14 protein-coding genes are annotated in these 13,700 nt (G+C 40.7%); 3 read left to right on the top strand and 11 right to left on the bottom strand.

Annotated features, from left to right (window positions below):
• Positions 1–8: 8 nt before the first annotated feature.
• The 3 genes from IWX76_RS10255 (at position 9) to IWX76_RS10245 (ending at position 2,905) form a co-directional block, all read left to right on the top strand.
• Positions 9–1,100 carry an ABC transporter permease gene (locus IWX76_RS10255; protein ID WP_196859792.1) on the top strand — a complete coding sequence of 364 codons (1,092 nt, stop codon included), beginning with the start codon at positions 9–11 and terminating at the stop codon, positions 1,098–1,100.
• Between the two features lie 105 nt (positions 1,101–1,205).
• On the top strand, positions 1,206–2,498 hold the full coding sequence (gene eno, locus IWX76_RS10250; RefSeq protein WP_196859791.1) for a phosphopyruvate hydratase: 1,293 nt from the start codon (positions 1,206–1,208) through the stop codon (positions 2,496–2,498).
• A gap of 107 nt (positions 2,499–2,605) precedes the next feature.
• The gene (locus IWX76_RS10245; RefSeq protein ID WP_196859790.1) at positions 2,606–2,905 is read left to right on the top strand and encodes an FtsB family cell division protein; all 300 of its coding nucleotides are present in this window, start codon (positions 2,606–2,608) and stop codon (positions 2,903–2,905) included.
• Here the strand turns inward: IWX76_RS10245 and IWX76_RS10240 are convergent.
• From IWX76_RS10240 to sucD, 11 genes are all read right to left on the bottom strand, one after another.
• On the bottom strand, positions 2,902–3,957 hold the full coding sequence (locus IWX76_RS10240) for a PAS domain-containing protein (protein ID WP_196859789.1): 1,056 nt from the start codon (positions 3,955–3,957) through the stop codon (positions 2,902–2,904). The genes IWX76_RS10245 and IWX76_RS10240 overlap by 4 nt on opposite strands.
• 11 nt (positions 3,958–3,968) lie before the next feature.
• Positions 3,969–4,769, bottom strand: coding sequence for an alpha/beta fold hydrolase (locus IWX76_RS10235; RefSeq protein WP_196859788.1), 801 nt, complete (start codon positions 4,767–4,769; stop codon positions 3,969–3,971).
• Between the two features lie 128 nt (positions 4,770–4,897).
• On the bottom strand, positions 4,898–5,641 hold the full coding sequence (gene fabG, locus IWX76_RS10230) for a 3-oxoacyl-[acyl-carrier-protein] reductase (protein WP_196859787.1): 744 nt from the start codon (positions 5,639–5,641) through the stop codon (positions 4,898–4,900).
• A 13-nt stretch (positions 5,642–5,654) separates the two neighbouring features.
• Positions 5,655–6,731, bottom strand: coding sequence for an agmatine deiminase family protein (locus IWX76_RS10225; protein WP_196859786.1), 1,077 nt, complete (start codon positions 6,729–6,731; stop codon positions 5,655–5,657).
• Complete coding sequence (locus IWX76_RS10220; protein ID WP_196859785.1) at positions 6,715–7,590, bottom strand: carbon-nitrogen hydrolase; 876 nt, start codon at positions 7,588–7,590, stop codon at positions 6,715–6,717. The genes IWX76_RS10225 and IWX76_RS10220 overlap by 17 nt, the downstream gene beginning before the upstream one ends.
• Positions 7,591–7,654: 64 nt before the next feature.
• Entirely contained in the window at positions 7,655–7,852 is a 198-nt protein-coding gene (locus IWX76_RS10215) for a cysteine-rich CWC family protein (protein ID WP_196859784.1), read from the bottom strand.
• 74 nt (positions 7,853–7,926) lie between these two features.
• On the bottom strand, positions 7,927–10,305 hold the full coding sequence (locus IWX76_RS10210) for a ribonucleoside-diphosphate reductase subunit alpha (RefSeq protein WP_196859783.1): 2,379 nt from the start codon (positions 10,303–10,305) through the stop codon (positions 7,927–7,929).
• 52 nt (positions 10,306–10,357) lie between these two features.
• A complete protein-coding gene (locus IWX76_RS10205) occupies positions 10,358–11,332 on the bottom strand; it encodes a ribonucleoside-diphosphate reductase small subunit (protein WP_196859782.1) in 975 nt (324 codons plus the stop codon).
• A gap of 283 nt (positions 11,333–11,615) precedes the next feature.
• Positions 11,616–12,005, bottom strand: a complete 390-nt coding sequence (locus IWX76_RS10200; protein WP_196859781.1) for a septal ring lytic transglycosylase RlpA family protein — start codon at positions 12,003–12,005, stop codon at positions 11,616–11,618.
• Between the two features lie 109 nt (positions 12,006–12,114).
• Positions 12,115–12,594, bottom strand: a complete 480-nt coding sequence (locus IWX76_RS10195; protein WP_196859780.1) for a methionine-R-sulfoxide reductase — start codon at positions 12,592–12,594, stop codon at positions 12,115–12,117.
• Between the two features lie 196 nt (positions 12,595–12,790).
• Positions 12,791–13,663 (bottom strand): succinate--CoA ligase subunit alpha, encoded by an 873-nt coding sequence (gene sucD, locus IWX76_RS10190; protein ID WP_196859779.1) that lies wholly within the window; start codon positions 13,661–13,663, stop codon positions 12,791–12,793.
• Positions 13,664–13,700: the final 37 nt, after the last annotated feature.

Genomic DNA, 13,700 nt, shown 5'->3' with positions numbered 1-13,700 from the left:
CCCAAACCATGAGTAAACCTTATAATAACACCAAAGCTACTTTAGCTTTGGCAAAAGCAAGTTTCCGGTCGATTATGCGTAGTCCTTCGGCGGTTATTTTTACCCTTGCTTTTCCCCTGATCTTTATCCTTGTTTTCGGGTTTATGAGCAGCGGTGGTGTAAAAATAGACCTGGCTGTAGTTCCGGGATCAGATGTCAATAACCCCGTAATTGCAGAATTACAGCACATGCAGGTGGTACGCCTGAGCACCGACAAAACGCCTGCGGAGATTCAGACAGCTCTGGAAAAAGGGAGTATTGACGCTTCCATTGCGGTGGAAAAGAATCCTACTGGCAAACCTGCCTACCGCACCCATGTTACCTATACCGCAGCTTCCATTGATGAGGCGAGCATCTTAAAATCTTTACTTAACAACTTGTTGTTAACCTTAAATACCCGCGACGTAGTACCAACCGTTGCCGAATTACACGAAACTACTGTTAGCGGTAGAATATACCGCACCATTGATTTTATATTGCCAGGCCAGTTAGGCTTTGCTTTGTTAAGCACTGGCGTGTTTGGTACTGCTTTTGTATTTTTCAACCTTCGCCAAACCCTGGTGATCAAACGCTTTTTCGCCACACCAGTAAAACGCTCCAGCATTGTTTTGGGTGAAGCTTTGGCCAGGATAGGGTTTTCCTTGTTGGGTGCCTTATTTATCATTATTGTGGGTCGTGTGTTTTTTGATTTCACGCTGATCCATGGCGTGGTCACGGTAACCAATATGCTTTTGCTGGCCATTATTGGCATTATTGTATTTATGGGTTTCGGCTTTGTAGTGTCGGGAATTGCAAAAAGCGAAAGCACCATTCCTCCGATTTCCAACATTGTTACCTTACCCCAATTTTTGCTCTCCGGAACGTTTTTTCCTATAGAAGCTTTTCCTGAATGGCTGCAGCCGATCAGCAAGGCCCTACCCCTCACTTACCTCAACGATGCCATGCGACAAATAGCCTTTGAAGGTGCAGGCCTCTGGGATGTTAAGTTTCAGCTGTTCATCCTGTTAATATGGGGAATTGTGGTTTATGCAGTAGCTGTTAAGGTATTTAAATGGGAGTAATTTTTGGATTTTCAACGATAGTTTAAAAATTATTTTAACTTTGGGTATGTACTTAGTAATTGTATTATCTACACTAAGACATATTTAACCATAAAACTAATAGAAATGAGTTTAATTATTGATGTTCATGCAAGGCAAATCCTTGATTCCAGAGGAAATCCTACAATTGAAGTAGAGGTAGTAACAGAAAACGGCAACATGGGCCGTGCAGCCGTTCCATCTGGAGCCAGCACTGGTAAACATGAAGCAGTGGAATTAAGAGATGGAGACAATAAAGTCTACATGGGCAAAGGTGTATTAAAAGCCGTTGACAATGTAAATAGTAAAATTGCCAAAGAACTTCAGGGTGTTGATGTTTTTGAACAAAACCTGATCGACAAACTAATGATCGACCTTGATGGGTCTGAAAATAAAGGAAATTTAGGTGCTAATGCTATTTTAGGTGTTTCTCTTGCGGTGGCTAAAGCTGCAGCTCAAGAAAGCAGACAACCTTTATACCGTTATATTGGTGGTGTTAACGCTAACACTTTACCAGTTCCCATGATGAACATCTTAAACGGTGGTGCACATGCGGATAACAAAATTGATTTCCAGGAATTCATGATCATGCCTTTAGGTGCTAAAAGTTTCTCTGAAGCTTTGCAAATGGGTACTGAAGTTTTCCATAACCTGAAAACAGTTTTAAAGAAAAAAGGATATTCTACTAACGTAGGTGATGAAGGTGGTTTTGCACCAAACATTGGTTCTAATGTTGAAGCTATTGAAACGGTATTAACCGCTATTGAAGCTTCTGGTTTTACACCAGGAAAAGACATCTGGATTGCCATGGATGCTGCTGCTTCAGAAATGTACGATTCAAAAACAAAAACATATAACTTCCATAAATCATCTGGCGAGAAATTAACCTCGGACGAAATGGTGAACTACTGGGTGGATTGGGCTAGTAAATACCCTATTATTTCCATAGAAGATGGTTTAGATGAAGACGATTGGGCTGCCTGGGAAGCATTAACTTTAGCCATTGGCGATAAAGTACAGCTTGTAGGTGATGATTTGTTTGTAACCAATGTTAAACGCCTTCAACAAGGTATTGATAAAAGCATTGCAAACTCTATCTTAGTAAAAGTTAACCAAATTGGTTCATTAACTGAAACCATCAATGCAGTAAGTTTAGCACAAAACAGTGGCTATACTTCTGTAATGAGTCATAGAAGTGGTGAAACTGAAGATACAACGATAGCAGATTTAGCGGTAGCGTTAAACTGTGGTCAGATCAAAACAGGATCAGCTTCACGTTCAGACAGGATTGCAAAATACAACCAGTTGTTACGTATTGAAGAAGAACTTGGAAGCGCTGGCCGTTTCATCGGTAAAGACTTCAAGTTTTTAAAGAAATAAACAATTGTTTCTTGTGGCTTTTACCAGCCATAGATTTTAATTAAATTAATCCCTACCTTTAACCAGGCAGGGATTTTTTTTGCTGCTTTTATTTATATTTGTCTATCATGAAACGATTACTTGAAATTTGTCGCAACAAATACTTTATCGCCACCGCAGCTTTTGTGGTGTGGATGCTGTTTTTTGACAAAAATGACATGCTATCGCAATATGAATTCCGGACGGAAGTAAATAAATTACAAGAAGAAAAGGACTTTTATACGGAGGAAACGGCCAAGGTAAAGAAAGATTTAAACGAACTGAACACCAACCTTAAAACTGCCGAGAAGTTTGCCAGGGAAAAATATTACATGAAGAAACCGAATGAGGACGTTTTCGTGATCATTAAAGAAGCTCCAAAAGATTAAGTTATTTCGGTTTGTTTCACTACCTCTTTAACCAGATAATCTAATTCCTCTACACTATCTACCATACATTTAAGCACGTAATGACCTTCTTCTGAAAGCTTCTCCCCCTGAAGTAAAGGTATAAGCCCCATGATATTAGCCAACGGTTTCCTAATCATGTGCGACTGGTTAAAAGCAATCTTAGTGAACAATCCTTTATTCTCGCTAATGGTTTTCTCTGCTGTAGAAAGGTTTAATGTTAATTGTGATTGTTTAGCCAATTGCTCCACTTTGCTTTTATGTATGGTTGTTGCTGATCCAATCCATAATTCAATTGCACCCTCGTCGTTAACAAATGGTTCCATCCGGAATAGAAACCACTCATGCTTGCCTTCGGGATTAATCATTGTCACCTCCAGATCCAGGGTTGTACCCTTTTTCAATGATTGGTCAAAGGCTTTCATCACCCTCGCTCTTTCATCTTCCGGAAAGCCACCAAAATTACTATACCAGCTAAGATCATCTTGCTGAAAATAATCTTTAAGCCGCTGGTTAATAAAGTCTACTTCCCCCGATGGCATCACGGTCCATATTAAATTCGGAATACTGTTAGATAGAAACTCAAACCTTTTTTTGCCCTGATCTGCCTCGTGTTTTGCTAGGAGCAGATCTTGCTCATACTTCTTGCGATTCGTTATTTTATGCACTGTAGCATTGATCACCACAACCTCACCATGCTCATTTTTGTGCACCACCGCATTGAACAAGCCATCAAATTGCAACTCATCTTTGCCAAATTTAAAATTAACCTCACTGGCCATTTCATGCTGGTGTAACATCGGGTTAACAACCATCTGAAAATACATAGCCCCAGCAGTGTTTAATAAGGAAGTAAAGTTTTTTTCGCTTATAGCCGCCCTATCCATACCTAACCACTGGCAAAATGTTTCGTTGATGCGGATAATTTCACCATGTGCATCGAAAGATACATAACCGCATGGCGCATGCTGGTAGAGGAACTCCGTATTAATGAATTCATCTAAGGGTGTAGCCGAAGGGTCCTGGTTATGCATATTGATTCGTACTATATGAAGTTTTTAATGGCGGAGATGACAGCGTCCGGATCGCTTAAATGCGGACAATGACCTGAAGAATTCAGGATGGCCATTTGATTATCTGGCGTATGCTGGTGTACATACTGCGCAACCCTCACCGAAGTGATGACATCATCTTGTCCTTGTATGGTTAGGCTTGGGACCTTTAAAAAAGGCAATTTTTCCCTGTAATCTGAATAAAAAGTAACCTTGGCAAAGTTTCTGGCGATAGTGGGATCTGCAGCCTGGAATGATGCGGTAACTCCCTGCCCAAGTTCCGGCCGGTCTGGATTTCCAACAATAGCTGGTGCCATGGTACTTGACCAGCCCAGGTAATTGCTGTCCATTACCGCCATCAGGTCTTCTAAATCGTTAAGGTCTATACCACCATGGTAACCTTCCTCATTAATATAACGAGGCGAAGGACCAATAAAAATAAGCTTTTGGAATAAGGCAGGTTCTTGCTCTGCAGCAAGCACACCAATCATACTGCTTACCGAATGGCCAATAAATATAACATCACGAAGGTCTAGCGCATGACTGATTTCTACAATATCCATGGCAAAACCACTAAGGGTTTTATACCGCTGTTCATCATAAGCGGCAAGATCTGACTGTCCGGAGCCTACATAGTCAAACAATACAATTTTATAATCATTTTCGAATGCAGGAACGATAGCATTAAAGCTGTTCTGGTCGTTGCCGAAGCCATGAGCAAACATTATAGTTTGCCTACCCTGCCCGATGACCCGAACGTTATTTCTTTTAATGATCTGATTCCCCTTATCCATTTTACATGTAATGAAATTTACAATGCTTGGCAATAACGTACTAAGCCACTGCTAATTGTTTAAACAGTGGCTTAATATAAGATTAAAAATTAAATAAGGATAAACTATCTACAACAAGACGTTTGTGGTTATAACATTCCGCCACAAACTGATAATACCTGTCCGGTTACATAAGCACTCATGTCTGAAGCCAGGAAAACGCATACATTAGCCACATCATCCGGCTCCCCTGCTCTTTTTAGAGGTATACCCTGCTCCCAGCCCTGAACCACTTTAGGATCCAATACTTCGGTCATTTCTGTACGGATAAAACCTGGAGCCACTACGTTTGAGCGGATGTTGCGGGAACCTAATTCTTTAGCTACCGACTTAGAAAAACCAATAATACCTGCCTTAGAAGCGGCATAGTTGGCCTGACCTGCATTACCCTGCACCCCTACAACGGAACTCATGTTGATAAACACGCCTTTGCGGTTTTTCATCATGATTTTAGACGCCGCTTTGGTTACATTAAACACAGATTTCAGGTTCACATTGATTACATCATCAAAGTTTTCTTCACTCATGCGCATCAATAAACCATCTTTGGTAATACCGGCATTGTTTACCACGATATCAAGTGTACCAAAATCTGCTACGATAGCCGTGATTAACTGCTCTGCCTGGTCAAATTTAGAAGCATCAGAACGATAACCTTTCACTTGGGTACCATAAACTTGTAACTCTTGTTCAAGGGCTTCTCCCTTTTCTACCGATGATAAATAAGTAAAAGCTACGTTAGCGCCTTGCTCTGCAAATTTCTCCGCTATTTTGCGGCCTATTCCTTTAGATGCACCCGTGATCAGTGCGGTTTTTCCTTCTAGTAATTTCATGTATGAGGGTATTTTATATAGCTGGTGTTAATATAGGTTGAGTTGCGGGTTCCTGCTGACTTAAACAATGGAAGCTACCTAGGCCCCAGATAATATCAGTAGAATCAATGCCCACTACCTTGCGGTCTGGAAAAGCCTGTTGGATAATATCGAGTGCCAGGCTGTCGTTGGCATCCCTAAATGTAGGGACCACTACGGCATGGTTTGTGATGTAAAAGTTAGCGTAAGATGCTGGCAATCGCGTATCTTCATGGATTACCGGCGAAGGCATGGGTAAAGTAATGATGTTTAAAGCTTCGCCATCGGGTAAACGCATGGTTTTAAGCGTTTCCAGGTTTTCCTGCAACAGGTGGTAATTCTCATCCTCCGGATTGCTTTCCACTACGGTAAGCACGGTGTTTTTGTTGACGAAACGGGTAATGTCATCAATATGGCCATCGGTATCGTCACCAACAATGCCATCACCTAACCACAATACCTGTTCTGCACCATAATAATCCATCAGGTACTGCTCAATTTGTGCCTTATTTAAATGAGGATTACGGTTTTCGTTTAGCAAACATGCGGTAGTCGTTAATATAGTTCCTGCGCCATTAAATTCAACAGAACCACCTTCCATCACAATGCCGGGATTGTATAAAGGTAACTCAAAGTGCTCTGCAATTTTAGTGGGTATCACATCATCCAGGTCATATGGAGGGTATTTGTCGCCCCAAGCATTGTAACCCCAATCGATAACTGCTTTTTTGCTTTGATCTGCGCTAAGCAGGAAAGCCGGACCGTGATCCCGGCACCAGGCATCATTGCTGGGGTTAAAATAAAACTCAATGTTATTCAGGTCGGCACCCACCTTTTGCAGTTCTGCAGTAGCAAAATCCTTTGTCGCCTCATCATTCACATTGATCCGCACCTTTTCGCCTTCGGCAACTACCTTAATAAACTCGCAGTAAGGTTTATAAATGGTTTCCAGTTTACCTGGCCAGGAAGCTTCCTTATGTGGCCAGCTTAACCAGGTGGCTTCATGTTTTGCCCACTCTGCCGGAAAAGTGTAACCTAACTGCTTTGGCGTATCCTTAAATAGATTCGTCATCAATATATCTTTTTGTAATCTGTGAATAACTGTCAATACGTCTGTCGCGTAAAAAAGGCCAGTGTGTACGGTAGCTGTCAGATTTGGACAGGTCGAGTTCCACTACCTTTAATGTTTCTTCCAGGTGTGGTGCCTGGTATAAAATAGTTCCAAAAGGATTGGACACAAAAGATCCGCCCCAGAAGGTAACACCGGCCTCATCGCCTACCCGGTTTACACTCACTACCGGAACACCGTTCGCAATAGCATGTGAACGCTGTATGGTCTGCCAGGCATTGTACTGCTCGGTATTGGTTCCTTCATCTTGTGTTGTGGCCCAGCCAATAGCGGTAGGGTAAAAAAGGAAGTCGGCACCCATCAATGCGGTAATACGTGCCGCTTCAGGATACCATTGGTCCCAGCATATCAATACGCCTATTTTGGCAAACTTTGTTTTGAAAACTTTATAACCTAAATCGCCAGGAGTGAAATAGAATTTCTCATAGAAACCCGGATCATCGGGGATGTGCATTTTACGGTATTTCCCTAAATAAGTACCATCAGCGTCTAAAACAGCGGTGGTATTGTGATATAAACCTTCGGCACGTTTCTCGAATAAAGAAGCAACGATCACCACATTAAGTTCTGCAGCTACTTTAGAAAGCACGTCGGTAGAAGGACCAGGAATGGCTTCTGCTAATTGAAAATTGGTATAATCTTCTTCATCACAAAAATAAAGGGAGGTAAATAATTCCTGCAGGCAAACAATTTGAGCACCTTGAGCAGCAATCTCGCGAATCTTAACAATCGCCTTATCTAAATTTTCTTGTTTATCAGCGGTACAGCTCATCTGCACCAATCCAACTTGTACTTTTGCCATGTTCAGAATATTTGAAACGCAAAGTTAACAGAAAATTTTTGTTTGTAGCCGATTGCTCCGCAGATCAGATACTTTCCTGATATTCCAGCTGTAAAGCGCGTAAACAAGCGGCACAAAGACAACCTTCATAAAGCTCGCTGATGTATTGCACTTCGTTCAGGTCTAACTGTACGGCGTTACACTGGCACTTTAACGAGGCATTGGCTTTACACTCCACCCGGGTGTGGCAACGTTCGCAGGAAATGATTTCATGTTTTACCATTAAGGCAAAGATAAGGCATAAAAAAAGGAGTAAGAAACGAATCTTACTCCTGTGTATTTTCTAAAAAGTTTTGTTTATCCAGAGCAGCTGATACAGCCTTCTTCCATCGAACAAACAGGTCCGTCTACAATCTCTTCTGCACTTTCTTCAATATGTTCCGGAATGATTGGCTCCATGTTTTTACCTGCCTGATTTTCTACAGTAAACTTCACAGCCTGTGAAGCCGCTTGTGTACGCAGGTAATACATACCCGTTTTTAATCCTTTCTTCCAGGCATAGAAGTGCATAGAAGTCAGTTTAGACGTATTTGGCGCATTGATAAACAAGTTTAGGGATTGAGACTGACAGATATAGGCACCGCGATCCGCTGCCATGTCAATAATGCTACGCATTTTAATCTCCCAAACTGTTTTATACAGTTCTTTGATGTAATCAGGAATCTCGTCAATGTGCTGGATCGAACCATTGGCTAAAATAATCCTGTCTTTCATGGCAGTGTTCCATAAACCTAAGGCCACAAGGTCTTTTAACAAGTGTTTGTTAACCACTACAAACTCTCCACTCAATACTCTTCTGGTATAAATATTAGAAGTGTATGGCTCAAAACATTCGTTATTACCTAAAATTTGTGAAGTAGAAGCCGTAGGCATAGGTGCAACCAATAAAGAGTTGTATACACCATCTTTCACTACTTGCTCACGTAACGTTTCCCAATCCCAACGGTTGCTGTCTGGAGTTACATTCCAAAGGTCAAACTGAAACTGACCTTTGGATAAAGGCGAGCCAGCGAAAGTTTGGTATGGACCATGTTTTACAGCCAGGTCATGCGATGCCGTCATGGCCGCAAAGTAAATGGTTTCGAAAATCTCTGTATTTAATTTTTTAGCTTCTTCACTTTCAAATGGAAGGCGCAGTAAAATAAAGGCATCTGCTAAACCCTGTACCCCTAAACCTACTGGTCTGTGGCGCATGTTAGAGTTTTTAGCTTCCTCTACCGGGTAATAGTTATGATCAATGATCTTGTTCAGGTTAATGGTTACCTGGTAAGTGACATCGTATAATTTCTGGTGATCAAACACACCATTGATTACATACCTTGGTAAAGCTAATGAAGCCAGGTTACATACGGCAACTTCATCTTTAGCGGTATATTCAATGATCTCAGTACACAGGTTGGAACTTTTAATCGTTCCTAAGTTCTGTTGGTTAGATTTGCTGTTGGCAGCATCTTTATACAACAAATAAGGTGTACCGGTTTCAATTTGTGAATCAAGGATAGCAAACCAAAGTTCCTGTGCTTTAATGGTTTTTCTGGCACGGCCTTCACGCTCGTAACGGGTGTATAACTCATCGAATTCAGCGCCGAAACAATCAGCTAGACCAGGTGCTTCATGCGGACAGAATAAACTCCATTCGCCATTTTCTTCTACACGTTTCATGAATAAATCACAAATCCATAGGGCGTAGAACAAGTCACGTGCTCGCATTTCTTCTTTACCATGGTTTTTACGCAAGTCTAAAAACGCAAACACATCAGCATGCCAAGGCTCCAGGTAAATGGCGAAAGCACCTTTACGTTTACCTCCACCCTGATCTACATAACGTGCCGTGTCGTTAAACACTTTAAGCATGGGTACAATACCATTGCTGGTACCGTTTGTTCCACCAATATAAGAACCTGTGGCCCTGATGTTGTGGATACTTAAACCGATACCACCAGCACTTTGTGAAATTTTAGCCGTTTGTTTTAAGGTATCATAGATCCCTTCAATACTATCGTCTTGCATGGTTAACAAAAAGCAAGATGACATTTGAGGTTTCGGTGTTGCCGCATTAAACAAGGTTGGTGTAGCGTGTGTAAACCAACGCTCACTCATCAGGTTATAGGTAGCAATAGCACTTTCAATATCTTCTTTGTGAATACCTACAGACACACGCATAAACAGGTGCTGTGGACGTTCTACAATTTGTCCTTCAATTTTTAACAGGTATGATTTTTCTAAAGTTTTGAAACCGAAGTAATCAAAGCCAAAATCCCTGTCGTAAATAATCGTGCTGTCTAAAATATCAGCATTTGCCTTAATGACTTCCCATACATCATCAGCAATTAAAGAAGCAGATTTACCTGTTTTAGAATCGATGTAGTTGTATAAACTTTCCATCGTTTTAGAAAACGATTTGGTCGTATTTTTATGCAGGTTAGAAACCGCAATACGCGAGGCTAGTAATGCGTAATCTGGATGTTTGGTGGTTAAAGAGGCGGCAGTTTCTGCAGCAAGGTTATCCAGCTCTGATGTAGTTACCCCATCATATAAACCTTCAATTACTTTTTTAGCCACATCAATTGGATCAACCAACTCTGGGTTAAAGCCATAGCACAATTTCTCAATGCGGGCTGTGATTTTATCGAATCTTACCGCTTCCTTGCGGCCGTCTCTTTTTAATACAAACATAGGATCAGTATATTTTATGTTTTTTAATTAGTTATAATAGTGTGCGGGTTGACTAAAAGTCGTCATCCAAAGAGAAAGCCGAAGCCTTATCTTCTGATGAGGTTAACACCCCACTTTTTTGGTAATCACCCACACGTTTCTCAAAGAAATTGGTTTTACCTTGTAAGGAAATCATTTCCATAAAATCAAATGGGTTGGTTGCATTGTAGATTTTGGTGTAACCCAATTCCTGTAACCACCTGTCGGCAACAAACTCAATGTATTGCGACATTAATTTAGCATTCATGCCGATTAAAGCAACGGGAAGTGCATCGGTAACAAATTCTTTCTCAATCTCGACAGCATCCCTGATAATTCCGTGTACAGCTTCTTCGCTTAATTTATTCTCCAGCATTTTGTATAGCAGACAAGCAAACTCGCAGTGCATGCCTTCATCTCTGGAAATTAATTCATTACTAAAGGTTAGTCCTGGCATTAAACCACGTTTTTTCAACCAAAAGATGGAGCAAAAACTACCACTAAAGAAGATTCCTTCTACGGCAGCAAAAGCAACCAGGCGTTCAGCAAAACTACCACCATCGATCCAGCGCAAAGCCCATTCTGCTTTACGTTTTACGCAAGGCACGGTTTCTACGGCATGGAACAAACGGTCTTTTTCATCCGGATCTTTTATATAGGTATCGATTAACAAGGCATAAGTTTCAGAGTGGATGTTTTCCATCATGATTTGGAAACCATAAAAACAGCGTGCTTCAGGCAGCTGCACCTCACTCATAAAGTTAACCGCAAGGTTTTCGTTGACAATACCATCGCTGGCAGCAAAAAAGGCTAAGATATGGGAGATAAAATGGCGTTCACCATCATTTAAATTATCCCAGTGCTTCTGGTCGTCAGATAGATCAATCTCTTCAGCTGTCCAAAAACTAGCTTCACTCTTCTTATACATTTCCCAGATTTCCGGGTACTTAATTGGTAAAAGAACAAAACGGTCTTTATTTTCTCTTAATAGCAATTCTTCTTCCTGCATAATTTTATTTTAAAGAGTAGATTGATGATAAAATGTTAATTTTAGTACTGTGGCACAACTGTGAAATCTCTGCCGTTGTCTGTATAACAAAGATAAAATTACCACCTGCTGTTTAGCCATCAAAGTTGTTAACAACCCTTTGATTTTATCCACAATCCCAGTCAAAAGTGACATATAAATTACCTGCCAAACTTGGCGTTTAAGCTAAATGGTAACGGCTGATTTTAGAAAAGTGTGGGTAATAATTTTAATTTTCTGATAGCAACGGAGTTGTAAAATAAAATTACACGCCTGACAGGTCGTAACTGATTTCGACCTTCGAATGACCTTTTCCGAAGATGCCCAAATATTTTGCGGCGCTTTCAGAAACATCAATTATATATCTTTTGGTAAAGGGGCCCCTGTCATTAACCTCTACATTAATGGTTTTACCATTGCTTAGGTTTGTTACGGTAACGATGGTACCGAAGGGTAAGGTGCGGTGGGCAGCGGTTAAGTGCTCGCCCCGGTATCTTTTGCCACTGGAGGTTTTACGGCCTTCAAATTTCCTGTGGTAATAGGTGGCTAAACCTGTCTTTGTGCGAACTTTGGGTGTATCCTGATCTGTTTTTTCTTCTTGCGCATGTACTTTTAAAAACAAGAACATACTCATTAAAATCAAACAATACTTCATATAAACTTAAGTTGGTGAAACGCCAAAGATAAGAAAACTAAACTTTTAACAAAAAAAACAGCCCGGCGAGTTCATCACCGGGCTGCATGGCCTGTTCAAAATCAACGTCTTATTGCGCTGCAGGCACGAAATTCATGGAAACAGAATTCACACAATGACGTGTGTTTTTAGCGGTAAAACCTTCACCTACGAACACGTGCCCAAGGTGACCTTCACATTTGGCACATATGATTTCTGTACGCATGCCATCTGCATCTTCTACTTTTATCACGGCACCTTTTATTTCATCATCAAAACTTGGCCAGCCACAGTTTGATTCAAATTTAGAGTCAGAAGTGTATAATGGTGCATTACACCTTTTACACACATAGGTGCCTTTATCCTTATTATTTAATAAGCTTCCGGTACCCGGATATTCTGTTCCCTTACGTACAATAACGTCTTCTTCTGCTTTACTTAATTTATTCCACTCCATATGATTTGCTTTTTTAACGGGCGTTTCTTTTTTTTCCTTCTGTGCGCAAGCGGTGAAACTTGTTAAAAAGAAAATACTCAACATCACCCATAGGCTATTGCTTACTTTACTCATTTTTTATGATTTATACTAATATACGAGATATGCAAAGATAAAGTTTGCAGGGAAATGTAAAATTAAAGTGTAGCCATAGTATTTCATGTGCCCCCCAGAGTCGACCTCAATTACCCTTCTTTTACAGGTTATTTTAAACGTGAAAAGGACGTCTTATCAGACGTCCTTTTCACAAATGGTTAGGAAATAATTAACCTTATTTTTTTAATAATGCAGCCATGGCAGCACCAATTTCAGCAGGACTTTCTACTACGGTAATGCCACATTCTGCCATAATTTTCATTTTTGCAGCAGCAGTATCATCAGCACCACCAACAATAGCACCTGCATGTCCCATTCTACGTCCCGGAGGCGCAGTCTGACCAGCGATAAAGCCAACTACTGGCTTAGTACCATGTTCTTTGATCCAAAGGGCAGCTTCAGCTTCCATACCACCACCAATTTCACCAATCATGATGATACCTTCAGTTTCAGGATCGTTCATTAACAACTCAACTGCTTCTTTAGTAGTTGTACCAATAATTGGATCTCCACCAATACCGATAGCCGTAGTGATACCCATTCCAGCTTTAACAACCTGGTCAACGGCTTCATACGTTAAGGTTCCTGATTTAGAAACCACACCTACAGTACCTTTTTTGAAGATAAAACCTGGCATGATACCAATTTTAGCTTCATCAGCAGTAATGATACCTGGACAGTTAGGACCGATTAAACGGCAGTCTCTACCAGAAATATATTCTTTTACCTGAATCATATCCTTTGTCGGGATACCTTCAGTAATACAAACAATTACTTTAATTCCAGCTTCAGCAGCTTCCATAATGGCGTCAGCAGCAAAAGCAGGTGGAACAAAAATAATAGATACATTGGCACCAGCCTGATCAACAGCATCTTTTACGGTGTTGAATACCGGCTTATCTAAATGTGTTTGTCCGCCTTTACCGGGCGTTACACCACCTACAACGTCAGTTCCGTATTCTATCATTTGAGAAGCATGATATGTGCCTTCATTTCCTGTAAAACCCTGAACAATAACTTTTGAATCTTTATTTACTAAAACACTCATGTATCTATAATTTTTTGTTTGCAAATCTAAGTTAATT

This window comes from Pedobacter sp. CAN_A7 (assembly GCF_015752175.1).
Lineage (GTDB): Bacteria > Bacteroidota > Bacteroidia > Sphingobacteriales > Sphingobacteriaceae > Pedobacter.
The sequence above is the reverse complement of the archived record's forward strand: the minus strand, read 5'-3'. Positions and strand labels throughout refer to the sequence as shown.